Origin of the sequence: Micromonospora sp. NPDC049366, assembly GCF_044466625.1 — a bacterium.
GTDB lineage: Bacteria > Actinomycetota > Actinomycetes > Mycobacteriales > Micromonosporaceae > Micromonospora.
Genome location: NZ_JBITMV010000012.1, coordinates 41,259 through 66,164 on the forward strand (window position 1 = coordinate 41,259; position 24,906 = coordinate 66,164).

At 71.7% G+C, this 24,906-nt stretch carries 22 protein-coding genes; 17 read left to right on the forward strand and 5 right to left on the reverse strand.

Annotated elements, in window-relative coordinates; genetic code table 11:
* Positions 1-60 precede the first annotated feature (60 nt).
* Both cysD and ACIBTV_RS18155 read left to right on the forward strand, forming a co-directional pair.
* Positions 61-969: a sulfate adenylyltransferase subunit CysD gene (cysD, locus tag ACIBTV_RS18150; RefSeq protein ID WP_091592494.1), complete on the forward strand. Its 909-nt coding sequence runs from the start codon at positions 61-63 to the stop codon at positions 967-969.
* Positions 969-2,279 (forward strand): sulfate adenylyltransferase subunit 1, encoded by a 1,311-nt coding sequence (locus ACIBTV_RS18155; RefSeq protein WP_396706226.1) that lies wholly within the window; start codon positions 969-971, stop codon positions 2,277-2,279. Before cysD ends, ACIBTV_RS18155 begins: the two co-directional genes overlap by 1 nt.
* A 103-nt stretch (positions 2,280-2,382) precedes the next feature.
* Here the strand turns inward: ACIBTV_RS18155 and galK are convergent, their stop codons facing one another.
* Both galK and galE read right to left on the reverse strand, forming a co-directional pair.
* Positions 2,383-3,540 (reverse strand): galactokinase, encoded by a 1,158-nt coding sequence (galK, locus tag ACIBTV_RS18160; RefSeq protein WP_396706228.1) that lies wholly within the window; start codon positions 3,538-3,540, stop codon positions 2,383-2,385.
* Entirely contained in the window at positions 3,537-4,520 is a 984-nt protein-coding gene (gene galE / locus ACIBTV_RS18165) for a UDP-glucose 4-epimerase GalE (RefSeq protein WP_396706230.1), read from the reverse strand. Before galE ends, galK begins: the two co-directional genes overlap by 4 nt.
* A gap of 196 nt (positions 4,521-4,716) precedes the next feature.
* Here galE and ACIBTV_RS18170 point away from each other — a divergent pair, with 196 nt between their 5' ends.
* The 6 genes from ACIBTV_RS18170 to ACIBTV_RS18195 all read left to right on the forward strand — a co-directional run bounded on the left by ACIBTV_RS18170 (position 4,717) and on the right by ACIBTV_RS18195 (position 9,345).
* A complete protein-coding gene (locus ACIBTV_RS18170) occupies positions 4,717-5,739 on the forward strand; it encodes a hemolysin family protein (RefSeq protein ID WP_396706232.1) in 1,023 nt (340 codons plus the stop codon).
* Positions 5,740-5,772: 33 nt separating this feature from the next.
* The gene (gene trpS, locus ACIBTV_RS18175; protein WP_396706234.1) at positions 5,773-6,798 is read left to right on the forward strand and encodes a tryptophan--tRNA ligase; all 1,026 of its coding nucleotides are present in this window, start codon (positions 5,773-5,775) and stop codon (positions 6,796-6,798) included.
* Between the two features lie 59 nt (positions 6,799-6,857).
* Positions 6,858-7,409, forward strand: a complete 552-nt coding sequence (locus tag ACIBTV_RS18180) for a 2'-5' RNA ligase family protein (RefSeq protein ID WP_396706237.1) — start codon at positions 6,858-6,860, stop codon at positions 7,407-7,409.
* A gap of 66 nt (positions 7,410-7,475) precedes the next feature.
* Entirely contained in the window at positions 7,476-8,399 is a 924-nt protein-coding gene (locus ACIBTV_RS18185) for a YihY/virulence factor BrkB family protein (protein ID WP_396706239.1), read from the forward strand.
* A gap of 17 nt (positions 8,400-8,416) precedes the next feature.
* A complete protein-coding gene (locus ACIBTV_RS18190) occupies positions 8,417-8,785 on the forward strand; it encodes a GntR family transcriptional regulator (protein WP_396706241.1) in 369 nt (122 codons plus the stop codon).
* 116 nt (positions 8,786-8,901) lie between these two features.
* Complete coding sequence (locus ACIBTV_RS18195; RefSeq protein ID WP_396706243.1) at positions 8,902-9,345, forward strand: hypothetical protein; 444 nt, start codon at positions 8,902-8,904, stop codon at positions 9,343-9,345.
* 24 nt (positions 9,346-9,369) lie between these two features.
* Here ACIBTV_RS18195 and ACIBTV_RS18200 read toward each other — a convergent pair whose 3' ends face one another.
* The 3 genes from ACIBTV_RS18200 to ACIBTV_RS18210 form a co-directional block, all read right to left on the reverse strand.
* A complete protein-coding gene (locus tag ACIBTV_RS18200) occupies positions 9,370-9,738 on the reverse strand; it encodes a VOC family protein (RefSeq protein ID WP_396706244.1) in 369 nt (122 codons plus the stop codon).
* Between the two features lie 226 nt (positions 9,739-9,964).
* Complete coding sequence (locus ACIBTV_RS18205; RefSeq protein ID WP_396706246.1) at positions 9,965-11,599, reverse strand: glycoside hydrolase family 13 protein; 1,635 nt, start codon at positions 11,597-11,599, stop codon at positions 9,965-9,967.
* A 165-nt stretch (positions 11,600-11,764) separates the two neighbouring features.
* Positions 11,765-12,850: a LacI family DNA-binding transcriptional regulator gene (locus tag ACIBTV_RS18210; RefSeq protein WP_396706248.1), complete on the reverse strand. Its 1,086-nt coding sequence runs from the start codon at positions 12,848-12,850 to the stop codon at positions 11,765-11,767.
* 196 nt (positions 12,851-13,046) lie between these two features.
* On the opposite strand from ACIBTV_RS18210, the gene ACIBTV_RS18215 reads away from it, so the two are divergent.
* The 9 genes from ACIBTV_RS18215 to ACIBTV_RS18255 all read left to right on the forward strand — a co-directional run bounded on the left by ACIBTV_RS18215 (position 13,047) and on the right by ACIBTV_RS18255 (position 24,898).
* Positions 13,047-14,294, forward strand: coding sequence for an extracellular solute-binding protein (locus ACIBTV_RS18215; protein ID WP_396706250.1), 1,248 nt, complete (start codon positions 13,047-13,049; stop codon positions 14,292-14,294).
* Complete coding sequence (locus ACIBTV_RS18220) at positions 14,294-15,928, forward strand: ABC transporter permease subunit (protein WP_396706252.1); 1,635 nt, start codon at positions 14,294-14,296, stop codon at positions 15,926-15,928. The genes ACIBTV_RS18215 and ACIBTV_RS18220 overlap by 1 nt, the downstream gene beginning before the upstream one ends.
* Positions 15,925-16,854 (forward strand): sugar ABC transporter permease, encoded by a 930-nt coding sequence (locus ACIBTV_RS18225; RefSeq protein WP_396706254.1) that lies wholly within the window; start codon positions 15,925-15,927, stop codon positions 16,852-16,854. The genes ACIBTV_RS18220 and ACIBTV_RS18225 overlap by 4 nt, the downstream gene beginning before the upstream one ends.
* Positions 16,851-18,662 carry a glycoside hydrolase family 13 protein gene (locus tag ACIBTV_RS18230; protein WP_396706256.1) on the forward strand — a complete coding sequence of 604 codons (1,812 nt, stop codon included), beginning with the start codon at positions 16,851-16,853 and terminating at the stop codon, positions 18,660-18,662. Before ACIBTV_RS18225 ends, ACIBTV_RS18230 begins: the two co-directional genes overlap by 4 nt.
* A gap of 126 nt (positions 18,663-18,788) precedes the next feature.
* A complete protein-coding gene (locus ACIBTV_RS18235) occupies positions 18,789-19,130 on the forward strand; it encodes a hypothetical protein (protein WP_396706258.1) in 342 nt (113 codons plus the stop codon).
* 277 nt (positions 19,131-19,407) lie between these two features.
* Positions 19,408-20,478: a BMP family protein gene (locus ACIBTV_RS18240; protein ID WP_396706502.1), complete on the forward strand. Its 1,071-nt coding sequence runs from the start codon at positions 19,408-19,410 to the stop codon at positions 20,476-20,478.
* A 140-nt stretch (positions 20,479-20,618) separates the two neighbouring features.
* Positions 20,619-22,241 (forward strand): ABC transporter ATP-binding protein, encoded by a 1,623-nt coding sequence (locus ACIBTV_RS18245; RefSeq protein ID WP_396706260.1) that lies wholly within the window; start codon positions 20,619-20,621, stop codon positions 22,239-22,241.
* Positions 22,238-23,614, forward strand: coding sequence for an ABC transporter permease (locus ACIBTV_RS18250; RefSeq protein WP_396706262.1), 1,377 nt, complete (start codon positions 22,238-22,240; stop codon positions 23,612-23,614). The genes ACIBTV_RS18245 and ACIBTV_RS18250 overlap by 4 nt, the downstream gene beginning before the upstream one ends.
* 3 nt (positions 23,615-23,617) lie before the next feature.
* Positions 23,618-24,898, forward strand: coding sequence for an ABC transporter permease (locus tag ACIBTV_RS18255; protein ID WP_396706264.1), 1,281 nt, complete (start codon positions 23,618-23,620; stop codon positions 24,896-24,898).
* Positions 24,899-24,906: the final 8 nt, after the last annotated feature.

Consider the following 24,906-nt stretch of genomic DNA (forward strand, 5'->3'; position numbering starts at 1 on the left):
TCTCGACATCTCCGACCGGAAAGGTCTGGAAATCATGAGCGAGCGAATCGAGCCCCGGTCGTGACCGCGCCCGCGTACCAGGTCTCGCACCTCGACGCGCTGGAGGCGGAGAGCATCTTCGTGATGCGCGAGGTGGTCGCCGAGATGGAGCGGCCGGTGTTGCTCTTCTCCGGCGGCAAGGACTCGATCGTGATGCTCCGGCTGGCGCAGAAGGCGTTCGCGCCGGCGAACATCCCCTTCCCGGTGATGCACGTGGACACCGGGCACAACTTCCCCGAGGTGCTGGAATACCGCGACCAACGGGTCGCCGAGCTGGGGTTGCAGCTGGTGGTGGCGAGCGTCCCGGAGGCGCTGGCGACCGGGCTGGTCCGGGAGTCCGCCGACGGGATGCGTAACCGCATCCAGACGCCGGTGCTGCTCGACGCGGTCGAGAAGCACCGCTTCGACGCGCTCTTCGGCGGCGCCCGTCGCGACGAGGAGAAGGCGCGCGCCAAGGAGCGGGTGTTCAGCTTCCGCGACGAGTTCGGCCAGTGGGATCCGAAGAACCAGCGCCCGGAGCTGTGGGCGCTCTACAACGGCCGGCACCACCCGGGCGAGTCGATCCGGGTGTTCCCGCTGTCCAACTGGACCGAGCTGGACGTGTGGCACTACATCGCCCGGGAGCGGATCGCGCTGCCGTCGATCTACTACGCGCACGAGCGCGAGGTGGTCGAGCGCGACGGGATGCTCTACGGGGTCAACGAGTTCTTCCGCCCGAGGGCGGGTGAGGAGCGGTTCAAGGCGCGGGTGCGCTACCGCACGGTCGGCGACGCGTCGTGCACCGCCGCCGTGCGGTCCGATGCGGACACGGTGGAGAAGGTCATCGAGGAGGTGGCGGCGACCCGGATCACCGAGCGGGGCGCGACGCGCGGTGACGACCGGGTCAGCGAGGCCGCCATGGAGGACCGCAAGCGGGAGGGCTACTTCTGATGACCACCGAGATCGCGGCCCCGGCCGGCACCACCACCGGGCCGGAGGCCAGGCCCATGGATCTGCTGCGGTTCGCCACCGCCGGCAGTGTGGACGACGGCAAGTCGACGCTGATCGGCCGGCTGCTGTACGACACGAAGTCGCTCTTCACCGACCAGTTGGCGGCCGTGGAGGCGGTCAGCGCGGCGCGCGGCGACGAGTATACGAATCTGGCGCTGCTCACCGACGGCCTGCGGGCGGAGCGGGAGCAGGGGATCACCATCGACGTGGCGTACCGCTACTTCGCCACGCCCCGGCGGAAGTTCATCATCGCGGACACCCCCGGGCACATCCAGTACACCCGGAACATGGTCACCGGGGCCTCCACGGCCGACCTGGCGCTGATCCTGGTGGACGCCCGCAAGGGCCTGGTCGAGCAGTCCCGCCGGCACGCGTTCCTCTGCTCGCTGCTGCGGGTGCCGCACCTGGTGCTCTGCGTCAACAAGATGGACCTGGTCGACTGGTCGCAGGAGGCCTTCGAGCGCATCGCGGACGAGTTCACCGCGTTCGCCGCGAAGTTGGAGGTGCCCGACCTGACGGTGGTGCCGGTCTCCGCGTTGAAGGGCGACAACATCGTCAGCCGGTCGGCGAACATGCCCTGGTACGAGGGCCCGTCGCTGCTGCACCACCTGGAGCGGGTGCACATCGCCAGCGACCGCAACCTGGTCGACGTCCGCTTCCCGGTGCAGTACGTGATCCGTCCCCAGTCGACCACCGTCACCGACTATCGGGGTTACGCCGGCCAGGTCGCGTCGGGTGTGTTGAAGCCGGGTGACGAGGTGATGGTGCTGCCGTCGGGGTTCACCAGCCGGATCGCCGCGGTGGAGACCGCCGACGGCCCGGTCGCGGAGGCGTTCCCGCCGATGTCGGTGACCGTACGCCTCACCGACGAGATCGACATCTCGCGGGGCGACCTGATCTGCCGGCCGAACAACGCGCCGGCGGTGGCGCAGGACATCGAGGCGATGGTCTGCTGGATGGACGAGACCCGCCCGTTGCGGGTCGGCGGCAAGTACGCGATCAAGCACACCACCCGGTCGGCCCGGGCCATCGTGCGCGGGCTGAACTACCGGTTGGACATCAACTCGCTGCACCGGGACGAGTCGGCGGACGAGCTGCGGCTCAACGAGATCGGCCGGGTGCGGCTGCGGACGACGATTCCGCTGCTGGCCGACGAGTACCGCCGTAACCGCACCACCGGCGGGTTCGTCGTCATCGACGAGACCACCAACCGCACGGTCGGCGCCGCCATGATCATCGAAGCGTCCTGACCCGCACCTGCTCTCCCCGGCGATCGAGAGGTTCGCGTCGGATCCGGCTCGGACCCGGACGCGAACCTCTCGATCACTTTGTGCGGAGCGGCGGACGGGGTCGTCAGGGGAGGCGGGTCGCGCCGGGGGCGGGGAGCGCCGTCAGGTGGGTGGGGGTCTGAAAGCCCCGGTCGGCGTACGCGGCGGTGACCGCCTCGGCCACCGTGTCGGCGGCGTCCGCCTCGACCAGGGCGAGCACGCAGCCACCGAAGCCGCCGCCGGTCATCCGGGCGCCGAGCGCGCCGGCCGCGAGGGCCGCCTCGACCGCGGTGTCGATCTCCGGCACGGTGATCTCGAAGTCGTCCCGCATCGACGCGTGCGACGCGGTCAGCAGCGGCCCGATCTCGCGTACCCGGCCGGCGCGCAGCAGCGCCACCGTGTCGAGCACCCGCTGGTCCTCGGTGACCACGTGCCGGACCCTGCGCCGGGTCTCCTCGTCGTCGATCCGGGCGAGCGCCGCGTCGAGCTGGTCCACGCCGACGTCGCGCAGCGCCGGGACGCCGAGCAGCGTGGCGGCGGCCTCGCAGGACCTGCGGCGGGCCGCGTACTCGCCGTCGGCGTGCCGGTGCGGGGCCCGGCTGTCCACGACGAGCACGGCGAGGCCGGCGGCCCGCAGGTCGAACGGGATGTGCTCGACCTCCTCGGTGCGGCAGTCGAGGAAGAGCGCGTGCCCGTCGCGGCAGCGGATCGCGGCCGACTGGTCCATGATCCCGGTCGGCGCCCCCACGTAGGCGTTCTCGGCCCGCTGGGCCAGCCGGGGCTGCCGCTCGGCGGGCAGGTCGAGCCCGCCCAGGTCGACCAGGGCGGTCAGGACCGCCGCCTCCAGCGCGGCCGAGGAGGAGAGGCCGGCGCCCAGCGGCACGTCGGAGGCGATCGCCAGCCGGGCGCCGGGCACGTCGTGGCCGGCGTCGCGCAGCGCCCAGACCACTCCGGCGACGTACGCGCCCCAACCGGTCACCCGGCCCGGCTCGTCGACGTCGGCGGCGTCGAAGGTGATCGTCTCGCCGGAGAGCTCGGACCAGACCGTCCAGCGTGGGCCGTCCTGCCGGTCGGCGGCGGCGATCGTCCGCAAAGGCAGCGCGAAGGGCAGCACGAAGCCGTCGTTGTAGTCGGTGTGCTCGCCGATCAGGTTGACCCGGCCGGGAGCCGCCCAGCGGCCCGCGGGCGGTGCGCCGAACTCCCGCCGGAAGCCGGCGGTGGCGCGGTCGGCGACGTCGGTCATCCCTGCTCCAGGATGTGCGCGCGGTAGAAGGCCCAGGCGTCGCCGACCATGTCGTGCAGGGTCGGCTTCTGCGGCACCCAGCCCAGCTCCTCCCGGGCCAGCCGGGACGACGCGACCAGCTCGGCCGGGTCACCCTCGCGGCGAGGGGCGACCTCGACGGGCACCGGGCGGCCGGTGACCTCGCGGACCACGTCGACGACCTGGCGGTTGGTGAACCCGTTGCCGTTGCCCAGGTTGTAGATGCGGTGCTGGCCGGGGGTCGCGGCGTCCAGCGCGAGCAGGTGGGCCCGGGCCAGGTCGGCGACGTGGATATAGTCGCGCACGCAGGTGCCGTCGACGGTCGGGTAGTCGTCGCCGAAGAGCTGGAGCTTCTCGCGCCGGCCGGCGGCCACCTCCAGCGCGATCGGGATCAGGTGCGTCTCCGGGTCGTGCCGCTCGCCGAGGGCGACGTCGCCGTCGAGGTGCGCGCCGGCGACGTTGAAGTAGCGCAGCGACACGGCGGCGAGCTGGTGGGCGATCGCCTCGGAGGTGAGCGCCATGTCGACGGCGAGCTTGGTCGCCCCGTACGTGTTGGTGGGCGCCTTGACGGCGGTCTCCGGGATGGGCAGCTCGGTGGGGTTGCCGTAGACGGCGGCCGTGGAGGAGAAGACGAGGCGGGGGACCCCGGCGGCGCGGACCGCGTCGAGCAGCGCGAGGGTGCCGACGGTGTTGGTGTGCCAGTAGATCTCCGGCTTGACCATCGACTCGCCGGCGGCGATGAGGGCGGCGAAGTGCAGCACGCCGTCGAAGCCGGCCTCGGGGGTGACGACCCGGGCGGCGTCGTGAATGGTCGCGTCGACGTACGTGGCCTGCGGGGCGAGGGCCTCGCGGTGGCCGGTGCGCAGGTCGTCGAGGACGACCACCTGGTGGCCGGCGTCGAGCAGCATCCGGGTCACCACGCTGCCGATGAACCCGGCGCCGCCGGTGACGAGCAGTTTCACGGTCGTTGCCTCCTGCCTGGCGGCCACGCGGGACGCGGCCCCTCGGTGATCACCCTATGGTGGCTGCGCGGACCGGCCCCTCCCGGTCAGCCTCCTGATTCCATCATAAACTCTCACGATCCAACAGAGTTGAACATGGTGCGGCATCTGTGCGGAAGCCCGGTGCCGCGACGTTCCGGGCTCTACCATCTCTGGCATGCGGGAGGGGGTCCCCGAGCACCGGCGACGTGTCCGTCGGTCGCCCCGCCGCGAACCGGGACCGGTCGCGCGGGCCGTCGCCCGGGTGGTGGTGCGGGCCGCCGACGCGGCCACCCGTCTGGTCACCGACCTGCTCGGCGCGAGCCCCGCGGCGGGCCGGGAACGCATCAGCGAGGCCGAGCTGCGCGACCTGGTCGCCGCCAACACCCTGCTCGACGCCGACGAGCGCCGGATCATCGACGAGGTGCTGGTGGCCGGCGCGAGCCTGGTACGCGAGGTGATGATGCCCCGCACCGAGGTGGTGTTCCTGCCCGCCGGGCTCTCCATCGCCGAGGCCGCCCGGCTGGTCCGCGCCGAACCGCACACCCGCTACCCGGTGACCGACGGCACGCACGACGACGTGGTCGGCTTCGTCCACCTGCGCGACGTGCTGCTCCGGCCGGACACCGACGGGTGCGCCACGGTCGGCGAGCTGGCCCGGGAGGTCAAGCGGCTGCCCGGCAGCAAGCGGGTGCTCGCCGCGCTCACCGAGATGCGCCGGGAGGGGCACCATCTGGCGGTCGTCGTCGACGAGTACGGCGGCACCGCCGGCATCGTCACCCTGGAGGACCTGATCGAGGAGCTCGTCGGGGAGATCCACGACGGGCACGGCGGCGTGCCGGAGCCGGCGCGCGACGGGCTGCCCGCCGTGGTCGACGGGCGGCTCAACCTGGCCGACTTCGCCGAGCGCACCGGCGTGCCGCTGCCGTCCGGCCCGTACGAGACGGTCGGCGGTTTCGTGATGGCCGCCCTGGGCCGGCTGCCGGTCGCCGGTGACGAGGTGCCGGTCGCGCCGGGATCACCCGACGCTGGCGAACCGGATCCGGCCGAGCCGGCGGGCGGCTGGCTGCTGCGGGTGCTCGCGCTGGAGGGGCGCCGGGTGGCCCGGCTGGCCGTCTCCGCCGTCCGCCTGCCGGAGCAACGGCGGGAGGTCACGGCACCCGCGGCGGCGAGTGGCGCGCGACCCGCCGGCCCGTCATGACGTGCCCCCGGGCTTGCTGACAGAATTGCCGGCATGTCCGACGTACCCGCCCGCCCACGCGTCTTCTCCGGCATCCAGCCGACGGCCGACTCGTTCCACCTCGGCAACTACCTGGGCGCGGTGCGGCACTGGGTGGCGTTGCAGGAGACGCACGACGCGTTCTACTGCGTCGTGGACCTGCACGCGATCACCGCCGGGCACGACCCCGCGGTGCTGCGGCAGCGGTCGCGGGTGGCCGCCGCCCAGCTCTACGCGGTGGGCATCGACCCCGAGCGCAGCACCCTCTTCATCCAGTCGCAGGTGCCCGAGCACCCGCAGCTGGCCTGGGTGCTCGGCTGCATCACCGGGTTCGGCGAGGCCAGCCGGATGACGCAGTTCAAGGACAAGTCGCAGAAGCAGGGCAGCGACCGCTCCAGCGTCGGCCTGTTCACCTACCCGATCCTGCAGGCCGCGGACATCCTGCTCTACCAGGCGCACGCGGTGCCGGTCGGCGAGGACCAGCGGCAGCACCTGGAGCTCTCCCGCGACCTGGCGCAGCGGTTCAACTCGCTGTTCGGCAAGACCTTCACGGTGCCCGCGCCGCACATCGTGAAGGACACCGCGAAGATCACCGACCTGCAGGAGCCGACCGCGAAGATGTCCAAGTCGTCCTCGTCGCCGGCCGGCATCATCGACCTGCTGGAGGACCCGGCCCGCTCGGCCAAGAAGATCCGTTCCGCGGTCACCGACACCGGCCGCGAGATCGTCTTCGACGCCGTGACCAAGCCCGGCATCTCCAACCTGCTCACCATCTACTCGGCGCTGAGCGGCCGCGGGATCGACGACCTGGTCACCGCGTACGCCGGCAAGGGCTACGGCGACCTGAAGAAGGACCTGGCCGAGGTGGTGGCCGAGTTCGTCCGTCCGATCCAGGAGCGCACCCGCGGCTACCTCGACGACCCCGCTCAGCTCGACAAGCTGCTGGCCGCCGGGGCGGAGAAGGCCCGCGCGGTGGCCGCGCCGACGCTGCGCGAGGCGTACGAGCGGATCGGGTTCTTCCCGCCGGTGCGCGGCGAGTAACGCCGCGACGCGACGCGGGACGGGTGGACGGGCCGGTGGCCGGAGAGGTGACGCGCAGCGTGGTGGACAGGGACGGGGTGCCGGACGCGGGCGACCGCATCCAGATCGGCGTCGCGGTCGACATCCCCGAGCCCTGGGGCCCACAGCTCACCAAGCGACGCGCGGAGGCGGGCGACCCACAGGCCGCCGACATCCCGGCGCACGTCACGCTGCTCGGGCCCACCGAGATACCGCTGGACACGCTGCCCGCCGTGGAACGGCACCTGGCCGCGGTCGCCGCCACCCACCTGCCGTTCACCCTGCACCTGCGGGGCACCGGCACGTTCCGGCCGGTGACCCAGGTGGTCTTCGTGGCGGTCGCGGCCGGGATCAGCGAGTGCGAGTTGCTCGCCGCCGCGATCTCCGCCGCGCCGGAGCTGCACCGCGAGGCACGTTTCCCGTACCACCCGCACGTCACCGTCGCGCAGGACGTCGCGCCGGAGGCGCTGGACCGGGCGTACGAGGACCTGGCCGACTTCTCGGCGATGTTCGAGGTGGGGGCGTTCACCCTCTTCTCGCACAGCGGGCAGACCCGCTGGCAACCCCGGCGGGACTTCCGGCTCGGCGGCTGACCGGGCGTGTGGCACGCCCGCCGGGGGTTCCCCACGGAACGGGCTGACATCGGCGAGGATGACGGCGTGAACGTGATCGGCCGGGTAGAGGCGGCCATCGACCGCCGGGTGAGTGCCGCCCGCCGCCGGTCGCCGGTGTTCGACCACGTCTGGCGGGCCGGCGCGCTCTACGCCCAGGTGCTCGGCGGTCGGCTGGCCGCGGCGATCGCCTACTACGGGTTCTTCGCGGTCTTCGCGCTCGCCCTGGTCGCGTACGCGATCTTCGGCGCGATCCTGCAGGGCAACGACGACGTCAGCGAGGGCGTCGCCGGGTTCCTGGAGCAGAACCTGCCGTTCCTCGACCCGGTGCAGATCTCCGACAGCAGCAGCACCGTCGGCGTGGTCGGCCTGATCATCCTGGCGTTCACCGGGATCGGCTGGATCGAGGCCATCCGATCCTCCCAGCGGCTCATGTACGGGCTGAACCAGCAACCCGGCAACCTGGTGATCCGCCGGCTGGTCGACATCGGCGTGATGATCGTCGTCTTCGTGCTGCTCGGTCTCTCGGTGGCGGCGGTCGACGCGCTGGAGTCGGCGCTGCGCTTCCTGCTGCGCAGCACCGGGTCGCTCGGCCTGACCACGCTGAGCGCGGTGCTCAGCGTGCTGGTCAACGCGGTGCTCGCCACGCTGCTGCTGGTCGCGATCCCCCGGCTGCGGATGAGCCGGGCGCGGCTGCGCCCGGTGGTGTGGCTCGTCGCCGTCGGCATCACGCTGCTCAACACGGTCGGGCGCTTCTACGTGGTCCGCACCGAGCGGAACCCGGCGTACACCGTCGTGGCCGGTGCGGTGGGCCTGCTGCTCTACCTCTACCTGCTCAACCAACTCATGCTGTTCGGCGCGGCGCTCGCCGCGACGAGCGGGCGGGGCCGCGTGGTGGACCTCGCCGCGGGGTCGCCGCCGGCCGACATCGACGCGGACACCGATCCCGGCACACCCGGTGGTGCCGGCTGAAGGAGAAGGGGGTCGGCGTGCTGATCTCGGTCGACGTGGGGTCGTCCGTGCCGCCGTACGAGCAGGTGCGGGCGCAGCTCGCCGAGCTGATCGGGGACGGTCGGCTGCCGGTGGGCACCCGGCTGCCCACCGTCCGGCAGCTCGCCGAGGACCTGAGCCTGGCCGCGAACACCGTGGCCCGGGCCTACCGGGAGCTGGAGGCGGGCGGCCTGATCGAGACCCGGGGTCGAAACGGCACCTTCGTGGCGCCCGGCCGCGACGACGCGATGGACCGGTTGCAGCGGGTGGCCGCGGACTACGCCGCCCAGGCCCGCCGGCTCGGTGTGCCACCGGCGGCGGCCCTCGCGCTGGTCCGGGCGGCCCTGGACGCGTCCCGACCGTGGTGAGCGCGGGTGGATCCACGCCGTGGACCGGTGCCGGGGCGGGTCCGGAACCGGGGGGATCGGGGCGGGATCGGCCGAATGACGCCCGAGCGGCAGGGCGGACCGACCATGATGGGCCCGTGGGCGCACTCGTGACGTTGGACCTGCCGAGCGATTCGCCGATGCTCGGCCTGCCGTGGATCATCACCTTCGGGCCGCTCGGTGAGGACGACGAGTGGGAACCGGTCGTCTGCGGCCCGTACGAGCGTCCGCACGCGCTCGCCCTCGCCGAGGCGGTGGTGGCCGAGGAGCAGCTGATGGCGGTGGTCGAGCCGTTGTTGCCGGCGCTGTCTCCCGAGGAGATCCGCAGTGAGATCGCCGCCGCCCAGATCGCGGCGGAGGACGAGGCCGCGCAGACCGACCAGGCCGATCTCTACGGCGACTTCGAGGACACCATCGACGAGGAATTGGACGCCGCGGCGGACGAGGCCGGCCGGGGTGAGCCGACGGTCCCGCCGACCGAGGCCGAACTGCGGGACGGCTTCCGGCGGATCGCCGAGATCCTGACCGCCAAGGGCACCTGAGCGTCCTCCCCGCCCGGTCGGCCGTCAGCGCAGGACCGGTGCGTGGTCCAGGACGCAGAACTCGTTGCCCTCGGGGTCGGCGAGGACCACGAACTGCTCGTTCCCGGTCTGCCCGACGTCGACGTGCCGGGCGCCCAGCGCCACGAGCCGCGCCACCTCCGCGCCCGGGTCGCCGTCGCCGGTCAGGTCGAGGTGGAGCCGGTTCTTGCCCCGCTTCGGGGTGCCCGAGCCCTGCAACCAGACGGTCGGCCCGTGCCCGCCGGCCGGGGGAAACAGCTTCGCGCTGCCGTCGCCGCCCTGGTCGACGCGGTAGCCGAGCGCCGCGGACCAGAAGGCGGCCATCCGGTCGACGTCCTCGACGTCGAGCGTGTACTGCGCCACTCGTGCCACCATCTGCCACCTCCGCCACCGCTGTCCGGTCGTGGTACCCGGTACCCCGGGGCAGCGTGGGCGACACCTTCCGCACCGGCCACTGTGGGACCGGGTGGACGTCGGCGCCCCGCGGGGAGAAACCCGCGAGGCGCCGAGGCCACCTCACCCCCCACCACAAGGGGCCGGTGCCCAGTCGCCCGTCGGCGCGGGGCACAACGGACGACCAGGTCGCTGACGGGTTACCCGCTCAGCGGCGTTCGAACCAGGCCGCCGCGTCGACCGGCAGCAGATGCCCGTCGCCCTGGCGGGTGAGCGGCGCGCTGGCGACGAGCGGCTCGCCGTGACCGTCGGCCACGACCGGCGCGCCGCTGATGTTGACCACGCAGGTCAGCACGGTGTCGCCCGCGGCGCGGGTGAACGCCAGCATGCCGGGCTCGGTCTCCAGCCAGGTGACGCCGCCCGCGTCGGCCGAGAGCGCGGGGTGCGCGCGCCGGATCCGCAGCGCGGCGCGGTAGAGCTCCAGCGTCGAGTCGGGCACGCCGGCCTGCGCGGCCACCGAGAGGGCCCGCCAGGTCGCCGGCGCGGGCAGCCAGCTCCGGTCGCTGTCGGCCGGTCCGAAGCCGTACGGGGGCAGCTCGCCGTCCCACGGGATCGGCACCCGGCAGCCGTCCCGGCTCTCGCCGGTGCGCAGGAACGCGGGGTCCTGGCGGAGCTCGTCGGGCAGGTCGAGGACCTCCGGCAGGCCCAGCTCCTCGCCCTGGAACAGGTAGGCGCAGCCGGGCAGGGCGAGCATCAGCAGGGTCGCCGCCCGGGCCCGGCGCAGGCCGTCGGGGCCGTCGCCGTAGCGGGTGACGTGCCGCTGCTTGTCGTGGTTGGAGAGGACCCAGGTGGTGGGGGCCCCGACGATGGTCGACTCGGCGAGCGCGGTGTCGATGACCTTGCGGAACGAGTCGGCCGACCAGGTGGCGTCGAGGAAGTCGAAACTGAACGCCTGGTGCAGCTCGTCCGGACCGATGTAGCGGGCCAACCGCTGCGGCGTCTCGGCCCAGGCCTCGGCCACCGCCATCCGGCCGCCCGGGTAGCTGTTTAGGATCGGCCGCCAGGAGCGGTAGATGTCGTGCACCTCGTCCTGGTCGAAGTAGGGGAGCCGGCCCTTGCCGAGCAGTTCGACCTGGCGTTGGCCGGTGGTCAGCGTGCCGAACCCGACGTCGGGCAGGCCCTCGGCCTTGATCATCCCGTGCGCCACGTCGATCCGGAAGCCGTCGACGCCCCGGTCGAGCCAGAAGCGGAGGATGTCCTCGAACTCGGCGCGGACCTCGGGGTGGCGCCAGTTCAGGTCCGGCTGGGCCGGGTCGAACAGGTGCAGGTACCACTGGCCGTCCGGCACGCGCGTCCAGGCCGGGCCGCCGAAGATGCTCTCCCAGTCGTTCGGGGGCAGTTCGCCGTCCTCGCCCCGGCCCTCGGCGAAGAGGTAGCGGGCCCGCTGCGGGGAGCCGGGCGCGGCGGCGAGGGCGGCGCGGAACCAGGGGTGGGCGCTGGACGTGTGGTTGGGGACCAGGTCGACGATGATCCGCAGCCCCAGGGCGTGTGCGTCGGCGATCATCGTGTCGAAGTCGGCGAGCGTGCCGAACATCGGGTCGACGTCGCGGTAGTCGGCCACGTCGTAGCCGCCGTCCACCATGGGCGAGGTGTAGAAGGGGGTCAGCCAGAGGGCGTCCACGCCGAGGTCCCGCAGGTAGGGCAGGCGGTCCCGGAGACCCGGCAGGTCACCGATGCCGTCGCCGTTCGCGTCGGCGAAGCTGCGGACGTAGACCTGGTAGACGACGGCGGAGCGCCACCAGTCATCGTCGGTGGTCAGCGGGCGCGGCTGGGTGGCGGTCATGGGTGGTGGTCCCCGTTCTCGGCGCGGTCGACGGCCCCCGACGCGACCCGGGCGGCGCGCGGGGTGTCTGAGCAGAATGCAGGCCAGGCGCTGCAAGAGTCAAGCAGCGCTTGCGCAAGAAACGGCTGGGCTGTCGTCGTTCGCTGCAGGGTGCGGGGACGCGGGTCAGGCGGGCACCGCGAACGCCGGGGGCGTCGGCCGGCGCCCGGACCCGCCGGGGACCGGGCGGGCCGGGCCCGCCGGGGCGACCGCGGTCGAGCCCCGGACCACCAGCTCCGGTCGGAAGAGGTACTCCGAGTGCGGCGCCGCGTGCCCGTTGATCTCGTCGACCAGGGCCCGGACCGCCGCCACCGCCATGGCGGTGACCGGCTGGCGCATGGTGGTCAGCGGCGGGTCGGTGAAGGCCATCAGCGGCGAGTCGTCGTAGCCGACCACGGACAGGTCGGCCGGCACGGACAGGCCGCGCTGCCGCGCCGCGCGGACGGCGCCGAGGGCCATCAGGTCGGACCCGCACACGACGCCGGTGACGCCCCGGTCCAGCAGTCGGCCGGCCGCCGCCTCGCCGCCCTCGACGCCGAAGAGCGTCAGTTCGGCGAGAGCGTCCAGTTCGGACGCGTCGAGCCCGGTGAGCCGGGCCATCGCGTTGCGCCAGCCGGCCACCTTCCGGCGGACGGGCACGAACCGGTCCGGGCCGGTGATCAGGCCGATCCGCCGGTGCCCGAGCGCCACCAGGTGCGCGACGGCCAGCTCGGCGGCCTCGCCGTCGTCGCACGAGACGAAGGGCGCGGCGACGTCCGGCACGTACCCGTTGATCATCACGATCGGCAGTGGCCGGGCGATCAGCGCCCGGTAGCGCTCGTGGTTGGCCGCGGTGTCGGCATGCAGACCGGAGACGAAGACGATCCCGGAGACCTGCCGATCCAGCAGCATCTCGACGTACTCGTCCTCGGTGACGCCGCCGGCGGTCTGGGTGCAGAGCACCGGGGTGAACCCGCTCTGTGCCAGCGTCGACTCGATCACCTGGGCGAAGGCGGGGAAGATCGGGTTGTCCAGCTCCGGCACCACCAGACCGACCAGGCCGGCGCTGCGCTTGCGCAGCCGGGCCGGGCGCTCGTAGCCGAGCACGTCGAGGGCGGTGAGGACCGCCTGCCGGGTCTCCGGGGCCACACCGGGGCGGTCGTTGAGCACCCGCGACACCGTGGCCTCGCTGACGTCGGCCTGCTGGGCGATGTCGGACAGTCGAGCGCGCATGGCGGCACTGTAGCTCACAGGCAAGTTCTTGCGTACGGTTCTGCAAGCCCTTCCATTCCATGAAACCTCTTGCTAACGTCCCCGCAACAGGCGAGAGCTGCGGCGCGCCGTCGGCGCGCCGGTTGGCAAGAACTTCCAGAGGTTCCCCCTGGCGGGCCCGTCCCCCGGCGGACCCGCCATGACGACAGGAGTACCGATGCGCATCCGTACCGCGGGTGTGGTCGCCGTCTTCGCCCTGGCGCTCGCCGCCTCGGGCTGCGGTGGCGGCGGCGACGAACCGGCCACGAAGGAATCCCCCAAGGCCGCCGGCGGCAAGCTGGTGATCTGGGCCGACGACAAGCGGACCGCTGCCCTCAAGCCGTTCGCCGAGAAGTTCGGCCAGGACAACGGCGTCACCGTCGAGGTGCAGGCCGTCTCCAAGGACCTGCAGACCAACTTCGTGACCGCCTCCCAGCAGGGCAGCGGCCCGGACGTGGTGGTCGGCGCGCACGACTGGATCGGCAACCTGGTGCAGAACGGCGCCATCGACCCGGTCCAGCTCGGCGCCGAGCAGAAGAGCGCGTTCAACGAGACCGCGGTCAAGGCGGTCACGTTCAACGGCCAGCTCTACGGCGTGCCGTACGCGATGGAGAACCTCGCGCTGATCCGCAACACCGCGCTGGCCCCCGAGGCGCCGAAGACCATCGAGGACCTGGTGGCCGCCGGCAAGAAGCTCAAGGCGGACAAGAAGGCCAGCGAGATCCTGTGCCTCCAGTCCGGCCAGAACGGCGACGCCTACCACATCTACCCGCTCTACACCTCGGCCGGCGGCTACCTGTTCGGCACCGCCGCCAACGGCGACTACGACCCCAAGGACCTGGGCGTGGGCAAGCCGGAGTCGATCGAGGCGTTCAAGAAGATCGGCGCGCTCGGTGAGAAGGGCGAGGGCGCGCTGAAGCGCTCCATCACCCCGGAGAACTCGACCGCCACCTTCACCGCCAAGAAGTGCGCGTTCCTGGTGTCCGGCCCGTGGGCCGTCGCGGACGTCAAGAAGGCCGGCATCACGTACGACATCTCCCCGATCCCCGGCTTCGCCGGTGGCAAGGAGGCGCAGCCCTTCGTCGGCGTCCAGGCGTTCTACGTCGCGTCGAAGGGCAAGAACAAGGCCCTCGCCCAGGAGTTCGTCACCAACTACGTGACCACCCCGGACCTCGCCGTGGCGCTGTACCAGGCCGAGCCCCGCCCGCCGGCGCTGACCGCGGCGCTGGACCAGGTCAAGGGCAGCGACCCGGACCTGGCCAAGTTCACCGAGGCCGGCAAGAACGGTCAGGTCCTCCCGGCGATCCCGGCGATGGCCGCGATCTGGGACCCGTTCGGCAAGGCGGAGGCGGCCGTCATCGGCGGCGCCGACCCGACCAGGACCATCACCTCCGCGGGCCAGACCATCGCGGGGCAGATCAAGTAATGAGCACGTCGCTGTCCGGCCCGGGGTCCACGCGGACCCCGGGCCGGGAGCCGGTCGACACCCGGCCGGCGAGGAGTCGTACCGCGCGTGCGAACGCGCCGATCACCCTGACCGGCCTCGGCGTCAAGGTGGTCCTGCTCGGCCTCGTGGCCGGGGTCGCGATCTGGGCGGCCTTCCCGCTGATCGAGGCGGAGCAGTGGGTGGGGCTGGCGCTGCTGGCCGCCACCACCGCCGGGCTGTTCCACCTCTATCTCGGTCGCCGGCACGTCCCCGCCAAGTACCTGGTGCCGGGCACGCTGTTCCTGATCGCCTTCCAGATCTTCCCGGTGCTCTACACGGCGAGCACCGCCTTCACGAACTTCGGCGACGGACACCGCGGCAGCAAGCAGGACGCGATCGTCGCGATCCAGACCGCGTCGGTGAAGCAGGTACCCGGCTCCACCGAGTACGCCCTCTCCGTCGCCACCGAGGGCGACCCCGCCACCGGCCCGCTGGTCTTCCTCGTCACCGACCCCGCGACCGGGACCGTCTCGGCCGGCGACGCCGACGGGCTGCGCCGACTCGACCCGGGCGCGGTCACCGTCGCGGCGGGCGGCAAGGTCACCGCCGCCGACGGCTACACCGTGCTGAACTTCGGGCAGGCCAGCGCCCGCAGCCAGGAGATCACCGACCTGGTCGTGCCGACCTCCGGCGGCGCCCTGCGCTCCGCCGGCCTGTCCCGGGCCTACGAGGGCACGGCGGTCCGGGCGTACGACGCCGGATGCGACTGCGTCCGGGACACCGAGACCGGCCGGACCTGGACCGCGGACGAGTCCACCGGCTCGTTCGTGGCCGACGACGGCGATCGGCTGGCGCAGGGCTGGAAGGTCGGCGTCGGGCTGCGCAACTTCACCCGCGTGCTCACCGACTCGCACATCTCCGGGCCGTTCCTCGGCACGCTCGTCTGGAACTTCGCCTTCGCCATCGGTTCGACCGGCGGCACGTTCCTCCTGGGTACGTTCGTGGCGCTCGCGCTGCACTCGCCCCGGATGCGCGGCACCAACCTCTACCGGGTGCTGCTGATCCTGCCGTACGCCATGCCGTCGTTCGCGATGCTGCTGGTCTGGCGGGACATGTTCAACACCGACTTCGGGCTGATCAACAACCTGTTCGGGCTCGGAGTGAACTGGTTCGGGCAGGAGTGGTCGGCCCGCGCGGCCGTCCTGCTGGTGCAGCTGTGGCTGGGTTACCCGTACATGTTCCTGGTGGCCACCGGCGCGCTCCAGGCCATCCCGCGGGAGCTGACCGAGGCGACCTCGGTGGACGGCGCCTCGCCGTGGCAGTCGTTCCGGTCGGTCACCCTGCCGCTGCTGCTGATCGCGCTCTCCCCGCTGTTGATCTCGTCGTTCGCGTACAACTTCAACAACTTCAACGCGATCTACCTGACCACGGAGGGCGCGCCGTTCCCGGCCGACAACTCGACCAACGGCGCGACGGACCTGCTCATCACCTACACCTACCGGCTGGCGTTCGGTGGGCAGGGCGCCGAGTTCGGTTTCGCCGCCGCCATCTCGCTCTTCATCTTCACGATCGTCGCGGTCGTCTCGGCGATCAGTTTCCGGCGCACCCGCAAGCAGGAGGAGGTGTACGCATGACCACGCTCACCGGGGCCACCGCCGGCGACGGGGTGGCCGGCTCCCCGCCGGTCGACCGGTCCGCCGGCCGGCGGAGGAAGCGCGGGTTCGCGCGGGTGGGCTGGCGGCACGTGGTCGCCGTGCTCGCCGTGCTGTTCAGCCTCTTCCCGATCGTGTTCGTCCTCTCGGCCGCGCTCAACCCGCTGGGGACGCTCTCGTCGACGTCGCTGCTGCCGACCGGGGGAGTCTCGTTCGGCAACTTCGGCGAGCTGTTCGAGCGGACCGCCTTCGAGTGGTGGTTCCTCAACTCGTTGCTCATCGCCGGGCTGGCCTCGTTCGCGTCGATCGCCCTGTCGGCTCTCGCCGCGTACGCCTTCTCCCGGATGCGGTTCCGCGGCCGCCGGGTCGGGCTGCTGTCGCTGCTGCTGATCCAGATGTTCCCGCAGTTCCTGGCGATCGTGGCGATCTTCCTGATCTTCACCACGGTCACCGACCTGTGGCCGGCGGTCGGCTTCAACACGCCGTGGGGCCTGTTCCTGCTCTACATGGGCGGCGCGCTGGGTGTGAACACCTGGCTCATGAAGGGCTTCTTCGACACCCTGCCTCGGGAACTCGACGAGTCGGCCACGATGGACGGCGCCACGCACGCCCAGGTCTTCGTCCGCATCATGCTGCCGCTGGTGGCGCCGATCATCGCGGTGACCGGCCTGCTCGCCTTCATCGGCACCATCAACGAGTTCCTGATGGCGAACGTGTTCCTGACCGACGCCGAGTCGAAGACCCTCGCGGTCGGCATGTTCGGCCTGTTGCAGGGCGACGAGCGGAACAACAACTTCGGCATCTTCGCGGCCGGCACCCTGCTCACCGCGATCCCCACGGTGCTGGTGTTCCAGCTGCTCCAGCGCTACATCGTCTCCGGCCTCACCGCCGGCGCGGTGAAGGGATGAGCCGGAGCCCGCACCACGACGGGTCCGCCCTGTACGTCCCCGAGCAGGAGCCCGCGCTCGGGGACACCGTCGACGTGTTCGTCCGGACGCCGGTCGACGCGGACGTCCGCCAGGTGCACGTACGGACCACCGGGGACGGTGAGCCCCGCTTCGCGGAAGCGGTGGTGGACCGGGTCGACGACGGGGAGGTGTGGTGGCGGGCGCCGGTGCGGGTGCGCAACCCGGTCAGCAACTACCGGTTCCTGCTCACCGGCCGGCACGGCCACCGCTGGCTCAACGCCGCCGGGTCGGTCGACCACGACGTGCCGGACCACGGCGACTTCAAGCTGGTCAGCCACGCGCCGCCGCCGGCCTGGGCCCGGGACGCGGTGATCTACCAGATCTTCCCGGACCGGTTCGCCCGCTCCGCGGAGGCGAAGGGCCGCGCGCTGCCGGACTGGGCGATCCCGTGCGACTGGGACACGCCCGTGGTGGGACGCGGCCCGGAGACGCCGCACCAGTTCTACGGCGGTGACCTCGACGGGATCACCGAGCGGCTGGACCACCTGGACCGGCTCGGGGTCAACACCGTCTACCTGACGCCGATCTTCCCGGCCCGCTCCAACCACCGGTACGACGCGGCCGGCTTCGACACCGTCGACCCGCTGCTGGGCGGGGACGCCGCGCTGGCCCGGCTCGCCGACGCGGTGCACGCCCGTGGGTGGCGGCTGCTCGGCGACATCACCAGCAACCACACCGGCGACGCCCACCGGTGGTTCACCGCCGCCGCCGGCGATGTGGGCGCGGCGGAGCGCGAGCTGTACTACTTCGACGACGCGACCGGCTGCTACGAGTCCTGGAACGGGGTGACGTCGCTGCCGAAGCTGAACTGGGGCAGCGCGGAGCTGCGCCGCCGGTTCGCCACCGCGCCGGACTCCGTGCTGCGTCGCTGGCTGCGCGAGCCGTACGGGCTGGACGGGTGGCGGGTGGACGTGGCGAACATGACCGGCCGGCGGGGTGCCGACGCGTACACCCACGAGGTGGCGGCGCTGCTGCGGGCCGTGGTCGCCGAGACCCGCGCCGACGGGCTGCTGATGGCCGAACACGGCCATGACCACACCGGTGACCTGGACCGCGACGGCTGGCACGGCACCATGAACTACGTCGGATTCACCGACCCGCTCTGGTCGTGGCTGCGGCAGGGGGAGCAGCCGGTGCCCAACTTCCTGGGCACGCCCGGCGGCGTCCGGTCCCGGGACGCCGGCTCGATGCTCGCCACCCTGAACGCCTACCGCTCGCTCGTGTCGTGGCGGGCGTACACCCACTCCTGGCAGCTGCTCGGGTCGCACGACTCGGCCCGGATCCGCACGGTGGTCGGGGACGCCGCGCGGCAGGAGGTGGCGGTGGGCCTGCTCGCCACCATGCCCGGCATCCCGATGATCTTCGCGGGGGACGAGCTCGGTCTCACCGGCGCCAACGGCGAGGATTCCCGTACGCCCATGCCGTGGCACCGGCCCGAGACCTGGGACGAGGGCACCTTCGCCGCGTACCGGGCGCTGCTGGCCCTGCGGCGGAGCGAGCCCGCGCTGCGGCACGGCGGGCTGCGCTGGCTGCACCACGACCCGGACGGCCTGGTGTTCCTGCGCGAGTCACCGGCGGGGGCGGTGCTGGTGCTGGCCCGCCGGGCCACCGCCGCGCCGCTGCGGCTGACCGGACTCCGCTCCGGCGAGAACCTGTACGGCGGCGCCGCCGCGCTGCGCCCCGACCCGGACGGCACGGTGACCCTCCCCGGGGACGGCCCGACCCTCCAGCTCTGGCGCCTCGCTTGAGCGATGCCGCCCGCTCTGCGAGGGGGCCGGCCGACCGGTCCCGCACCGTAACGGTCCGGTCGCGGTTGTCGGCGGGCCGTGGCACCCCCTACTACAAAGTGTCGTTGATGGGGGAGGATGGGGCGCGTGGAAGCACTGAGGCTGATCCTTCTCTACGTCCATCTGATCGGGTTCGCGTTGCTCCTGGGCGGTTCCATCGCCCAGTACGTCAGCGGCCGGCTGCGGATCAACGCGGCCATGCTCTGGGGCGCCGCGATCCAGTTGCTGACCGGTATCGGGCTCTCCGCGCCGCTGCGCGACGGGGACGAGCCGGCACCCGCGAAACTTGTTACCAAGTTCGTCATCGCGGTGCTGATCTTCGTCATGGTCTTCTTCTCGCGGAAGCGGGCCGAGGTCAACCGCGGACACTTCCTCGCCATCGTAGGGTTGACCCTGGTCAACGCGGCAGTTGCGGTCTTCTGGCGGTAACGCCGGAAGTGCGCGGAACGGCCGGTGAAACGGACTTTCCTAACGCCGGCACGCACCTCTACAAGCACGAAGAGTGATTTGCCCCACCCAAGGGTTACGTAGGGGTAACGGGCATCCAACAGTCGTGCACGATTGGCGGCCGGTGGGTGGACGCGGGCGTACGCTCCCGTCCGTAACGTGGGACGCCGGCGGCAAGCGCAGGCCGGCTCAAGGGCTGCCACCGCAACAAGGGCGCGGTGTGCAATGGGAAGGAGACGTCTTGCGCTCGGTGCGTGGGATGCGGATCGCCTCGATCGTGGCGGCGGGTGGGCTCGTGCTCGGCGCCGCCGCCGCGTGTGGCGAGGCGCCTGATGAGAACAACGGCGCCGGCGACGGCGGCAAGAAGTTCAGCGCCTGCATGGTGACCGATGTCGGCGGCATCGACGACAAGTCGTTCAACACCTCGGCGTGGCAGGGTCTGAAGGACGCCAAGGCGGCCAACGACAACATCGACATCAAGTACGTCGCGTCGAAGGCCGAGGCGGACTACGAGCCGAACCTGACGCAGTTCGTCAACCAGAAGTGCGACTTCATCCTGGCTGTCGGTGGCCTCATGGCCAACGCGACCTCGAAGATCGCCAAGGCGAACCCGAACCAGCAGTTCGCGATCGTCGACGCCAACCCGGGTGACGCCAACGTCTACCCGATGCAGTTCGACACCGCGCAGGCCGCGTTCCAGGCCGGCTACCTCGCCGCCGGGATGAGCAAGAGCGGCAAGGTCGGCACCTACGGTGGTCTGCCGATCCCGCCGGTGACGATCTTCATGGACGGGTTCGTCGACGGCGTCGCGTACTACAACCAGACCAAGGGCAAGAACGTGCAGGCCCTGGGCTGGAACAAGGAGACCCAGAAGGGCTCCTTCGCCAACGCCTTCGACAAGCAGGACGAGGGCAAGAAGGTCTCCGACGCGCTGGTCGCCCAGGGCGCGGACATCATCATGCCGGTCGCCGGCGGCTCCGGCCTCGGCACCACCTCCGCGGCGAAGGCCTCGGGCGGCAAGTACAGCACCATCTGGGTGGATGTCGACGGCTGCAAGAGCACCCCGGACTGCTCCGCGATCCTGACCACCGTGGTCAAGAACATCCCGGAGGCCGTCAAGGAGGCCGCGCTGACCGCCGCCGGTGGCCAGAAGCTCCAGGCGAGCCCGGGCTTCGTCGGCACGCTGGCCAACACCGGCGTCTCGATCGCCCCGTACAACGAGTTCGAGAGCAAGGTCCCGGCCGAGCTCAAGGCCGAGGTCGAGAAGATCAAGGCGGACATCGCCGCCGGCACCATCACCGTCACTTCGAAGGCCCAGCCGACCAAGTGACGACCGACCGGCCCCACCGGTGAGATCATCGGAGGGCCGGCGGCAACAGGCACGACCGATCCGGCCGCTCCGGCCCGGCGGGGGCACCACCCCGACGGGCGGGAGCGGCCGATCGCGCACCACGGGGACCCGCCCGGCCTGTGGCCGGGTCGACCGGCAGCTACGCTGCACCATCGCTCGCACTCCGGGAGGTTGCGCTGAGACTCGAACTGCGCGGCATCACCAAGAGGTTCGGTGACCTGGTCGCCAACGATCACATCGACCTGACGGTGGAGCCTGGAGAGATCCACGCCCTGCTCGGCGAGAACGGCGCGGGCAAGTCGACCCTGATGAACGTGCTCTACGGGCTCTACCAGCCCGACGAGGGTGAGATCCTGGTCGACGGCAAGGCGTTGAGGCTGCGGGGCCCGTCCGACGCGATCGCCGCCGGGATCGGCATGGTGCACCAGCACTTCATGCTGGTGCCCGTCTTCACGGTGACCGAGAACATCATGCTCGGCGCCGAGCAGGTGCGCGGCGGCATCACCGGGTTCCTGGACCGGCGACGCGCCCGTCGCCAGGTCGTCGAGGTCTCCGAGCGCTACAACCTACGGGTCGACCCGGACGCGGTGATCGAGGACCTGCCGGTCGGCATCCAGCAGCGGGTGGAGATCATCAAGGCGCTCACCCGCGACGTCGACCTGCTCATCCTGGACGAGCCGACCGCCGTGCTCACGCCCCAGGAGACCGAGGAACTGCTGGCCGTCATGCGGTCGCTCAAGGCCGCGGGCAAGTCGATCGTCTTCATCACCCACAAGCTCGGCGAGGTCAAGGCCATCGCCGACCGGATCACCGTCATCCGGCGTGGGAAGACCGTCGGCACCGCGTCCCCCGACGCCAGCCGGGACGAGCTGGCCGCGCTCATGGTCGGCCGTAACGTCCGGCTCACGGTGGAGAAGGCCCAGTCGAAGCCCGGCAAGCCGGTGCTCGAAGTGACCGGGCTGGTCGTCGACGACGACCGGCAGGTCCGCGCGGTCGACGGCATCGACCTGACCGTACGCGCCGGCGAGGTGCTCGGCATCGCGGGCGTGCAGGGCAACGGTCAGACCGAGCTGATCGAGGCGATCATGGGCCTGCGGCCGGTGCTCGCCGGGTCGGTCGCCCTCGACGGCGACCGGATCGACGGCTGGTCGACCAAGAAGGTGCTCCGCGCCGGTGTCGGCTACGTGCCCGAGGACCGCAGCGTCGACGGCCTCGTCAAGGAGTTCAGCGTCGCGGAGAACCTGGTGCTGGACATCTACGACCGGCCGCCGTTCGGCGGTGGGCTCGCGCTGAAGCCGGACGCCATCGCCGCCTCGGCGAAGGAGCGGATCGCGCAGTTCGACGTGCGTACCTCCTCGGCCGACGCGCCCGTGGGCACCCTCTCCGGCGGTAACCAGCAGAAGGTGATCGTGGCCCGGGAGCTCTCCCGGCCGCTGAAGCTCTTCATCGCCGCCCAACCGACCCGCGGCGTGGATGTCGGGTCGATCGAGTTCATCCACAGCCGGGTCATCCACGAGCGCGACATCGGCACCGCCGTCCTGGTCGTCTCCAGCGAGCTGGACGAGGTGATCGGGCTCGCCGACCGGATCGCGGTCATGTACCGCGGACGCGTCATCGGCATCGTCGGCCCGGACACCCCCCGCGAGGAGATCGGCCTGCTGATGGCCGGCATCACGCCGGACGCCGCGGCCGACGGCGGTGCGGCGAGCGACGACAGCCCTGGTAGCGAGGACGAGGCATGAACCCCACTCCGCAGTCGGGCTCCCCGGACAAGGAGCCGGCGAGCGAGGCGCAGGCGGCACGGAACGCGCTCGACAACACCGAGCAGGCCGAGACGGCGACCCGCCCGCAGGCCGGGACGGCGACCGGGGGCCAGGCCGGCGCTCCGGAGCCCGGGCCCAGCCTCGGTCGGCTGTTCCTGGACAACCTCTGGGCCGCCAACACCTTCACGGTCACGCTGCTGTCTCTGGTGCTGGCGATCGTGGTCGGCGCGATCCTGATGATCATCTCGGATCCCGAGGTGCTGTCGACCTACTCGTACATCACCGCCCGCCCGTCGGACGCGTTCAACGCCAGCTGGACGCTGGTCAGCGAGGCGTACGCGAACCTGTTCAAGGGCTCGGTCTTCGACCCCGAGGCGTTCACCGGCTGGCTGAACGGCGACAACAGCTGGCAGGCCGTGCTCGCGCCGATCTCCGAGACGCTCACCTACACGGCGCCGCTGGTCTTCACCGGCCTGTCGGTGGCGCTGGCCTTCCGGGGCGGTCTGTTCAACATCGGCGCCCAGGGCCAGGCCACCATCGGCGTCATCCTGGCCGCGCTGGCCGGCTTCCTGCTGCCGCTGCCGCCCGGCCTGCACCTGCTCGTCGCGGTGCTCGCCGGCGCACTCGGCGGTGCGATCTGGGGCTTCGTCCCGGGCATCCTCAAGGCGCGTACCGGTGCCCACGAGGTGATCATCACGATCATGCTCAACTACGTCGCCACGTACTTCCTGACCTGGCTGATCGTGCAGGGCGGCGTGCAGGACCCGAACCGTACCGACGCGATCAGCAAGCCCGTGGACCCGTCGGCGCAGCTGCCGCGGCTGCTCGGCGACAACCTGCGGGTGCACGCCGGCATCCTGATCGCGGTGCTGGCCACCTGGGCGGTGGCGTGGCTGCTCAACCGGTCCACCCTCGGCTTCGAGCTGCGCGCCGTCGGCGCCAACCCCGACGCCGCGCGGACGGCCGGCATCAGCGTCACTCGGACGTTCATCCTGATCATGGTCTTCGCCGGGATGCTGGCCGGCCTGGGCGGCTCCAACATGGTGCTCGGCTCCACCGCCAGCGCGCTCACCCCGCTGGTCGTGGCCCAGATCGGCTTCGACGGCATCCTGGTGGCCCTGCTCGGCCGGGTGAAACCGTGGGGCGTCGCGCTCGCCGCGCTGCTCTTCGGCGCCCTGCAGGCGGGCGGCAACCGGATGCAGTCATACTCCGGGATCTCGCTGGAGCTGGTCACCGTGCTCCAGGCGCTGATCGTCATCTTCATCGCCGCGCCCGCCCTGGTGAAGGCGATCTTCCAGCTCCGGGCCGCACGGGCCGCCCGGTTGCAGACGAGCCTGGCGAAGGGCTGGTAACGCATGTCGACCATGGCTGTCCCCGACGTCGCGGTCGCCCCCGTCAACGAGGGCTTCTGGACCCGTAACCGCAAGGTCGGCCTCGTGCTCGTGGTGCTCGGCCTGCTGGCCGCGGTGCTGTTCGGCGCGCTCGCCACCGACCAGCAGGCCCGGTTCACGCTCAGCGAGGACGCGGCCGGCGCCGCGTTGTCCATCAACGGCACCACCGGCGCCATCCTGTTCGGGGCCATCGCGCTCGCCGCCGGCGTGGCGCTGCTCGCCGGGCTGCCGAAGCGCTGGTTCCTGCCGGTGCTCGGTGTCGGGCTGGTCGCGTTCGTGCTGTCGTTCCTCTGCTGGCAGGTCTCCGCCGCGCCGACCGGCCAGAACTTCATGCCCCTGGTCAACATCCTCCGGGGCACCTTCATCCTGGCGCTGCCGCTGATCTTCGGTGCGCTCGCCGGTGTGCTGTGCGAACGCTCCGGCGTGGTCAACGTGGCCATCGAGGGTCAGCTGCTGATGGGTGCCTTCAGCGGCGCGCTCTTCGGCAGCATCTCCGGCAACGTCTGGGTGGGCCTGGTCGCCGCCGCGATCGGCGGCGCCCTGATCTCGCTGCTGCTGGCGATCTTCTCGATCCGCTACCTGGTCGACCAGGTCGTCATGGGCATCGTGCTGAACCTGCTCGCGGTGGGCGTCACCGGCTTCCTCTACGAGCGGCTGATGCAGACCGACGCGCAGAAGTACAACAGCGCCCCCCGGTTCAGCAACTGGGAGATCCCGCTGCTCAAGGACATCCCGGTGCTCGGGCCGGCGCTGTTCCGCGGCAACATCTTCCTCTACGTCGGCCTGCTGCTGGTGCTGGTGATCCACATCGCGCTGTTCCGCACCCGGTGGGGTCTGCGGACCCGGTCGGTCGGCGAGCACCCCACCGCGGCCGACACCCTCGGAGTCCGGGTGCTCGGGCTGCGCTACCGCAACGTGCTGCTGGCCGGTGTGGTCGCCGGTATCGGCGGCGCCTCGTACACGCTGGCGCTCTTCTCCTTCACCAAGAACATGATCGGCGGCAAGGGCTTCATCGCGCTGGCCGCGCTGATCTTCGGCCGGTGGAACCCGGTCGGCGCGCTGCTCGCCGCGCTCTTCTTCGGCTTCGCCGACCAGCTCGCCACCTACCTGGGCGCGATCAACAGCGTGATCCCCAGCCAGTTCCTCGCCATGCTGCCCTACCTGGCGACGATCCTGGCCGTGGCCGGTCTGGTCGGCAAGGTGCGCGCGCCGGCCGCGGACGGCAAGCCGTACATCAAGGGCTGACAGGGAGA

Coding starts and splice junctions, on each gene's coding strand:
- ACIBTV_RS18155 (WP_396706226.1), top strand. CDS start 969: ATGACCACCGAGATCGCGGCCCCGGCCGGCACCACCACCGGGCCGGAG.
- galK (WP_396706228.1), bottom strand. CDS start 3,540: ATGACCGACGTCGCCGACCGCGCCACCGCCGGCTTCCGGCGGGAGTTC.
- ACIBTV_RS18170 (WP_396706232.1), top strand. CDS start 4,717: ATGCGGGAGGGGGTCCCCGAGCACCGGCGACGTGTCCGTCGGTCGCCC.
- trpS (WP_396706234.1), top strand. CDS start 5,773: ATGTCCGACGTACCCGCCCGCCCACGCGTCTTCTCCGGCATCCAGCCG.
- ACIBTV_RS18200 (WP_396706244.1), bottom strand. CDS start 9,738: ATGGTGGCACGAGTGGCGCAGTACACGCTCGACGTCGAGGACGTCGAC.
- ACIBTV_RS18205 (WP_396706246.1), bottom strand. CDS start 11,599: ATGACCGCCACCCAGCCGCGCCCGCTGACCACCGACGATGACTGGTGG.
- ACIBTV_RS18210 (WP_396706248.1), bottom strand. CDS start 12,850: ATGCGCGCTCGACTGTCCGACATCGCCCAGCAGGCCGACGTCAGCGAG.
- ACIBTV_RS18215 (WP_396706250.1), top strand. CDS start 13,047: ATGCGCATCCGTACCGCGGGTGTGGTCGCCGTCTTCGCCCTGGCGCTC.
- ACIBTV_RS18220 (WP_396706252.1), top strand. CDS start 14,294: ATGAGCACGTCGCTGTCCGGCCCGGGGTCCACGCGGACCCCGGGCCGG.
- ACIBTV_RS18225 (WP_396706254.1), top strand. CDS start 15,925: ATGACCACGCTCACCGGGGCCACCGCCGGCGACGGGGTGGCCGGCTCC.
- ACIBTV_RS18230 (WP_396706256.1), top strand. CDS start 16,851: ATGAGCCGGAGCCCGCACCACGACGGGTCCGCCCTGTACGTCCCCGAG.
- ACIBTV_RS18240 (WP_396706502.1), top strand. CDS start 19,408: ATGCGGATCGCCTCGATCGTGGCGGCGGGTGGGCTCGTGCTCGGCGCC.
- ACIBTV_RS18250 (WP_396706262.1), top strand. CDS start 22,238: ATGAACCCCACTCCGCAGTCGGGCTCCCCGGACAAGGAGCCGGCGAGC.
- ACIBTV_RS18255 (WP_396706264.1), top strand. CDS start 23,618: ATGTCGACCATGGCTGTCCCCGACGTCGCGGTCGCCCCCGTCAACGAG.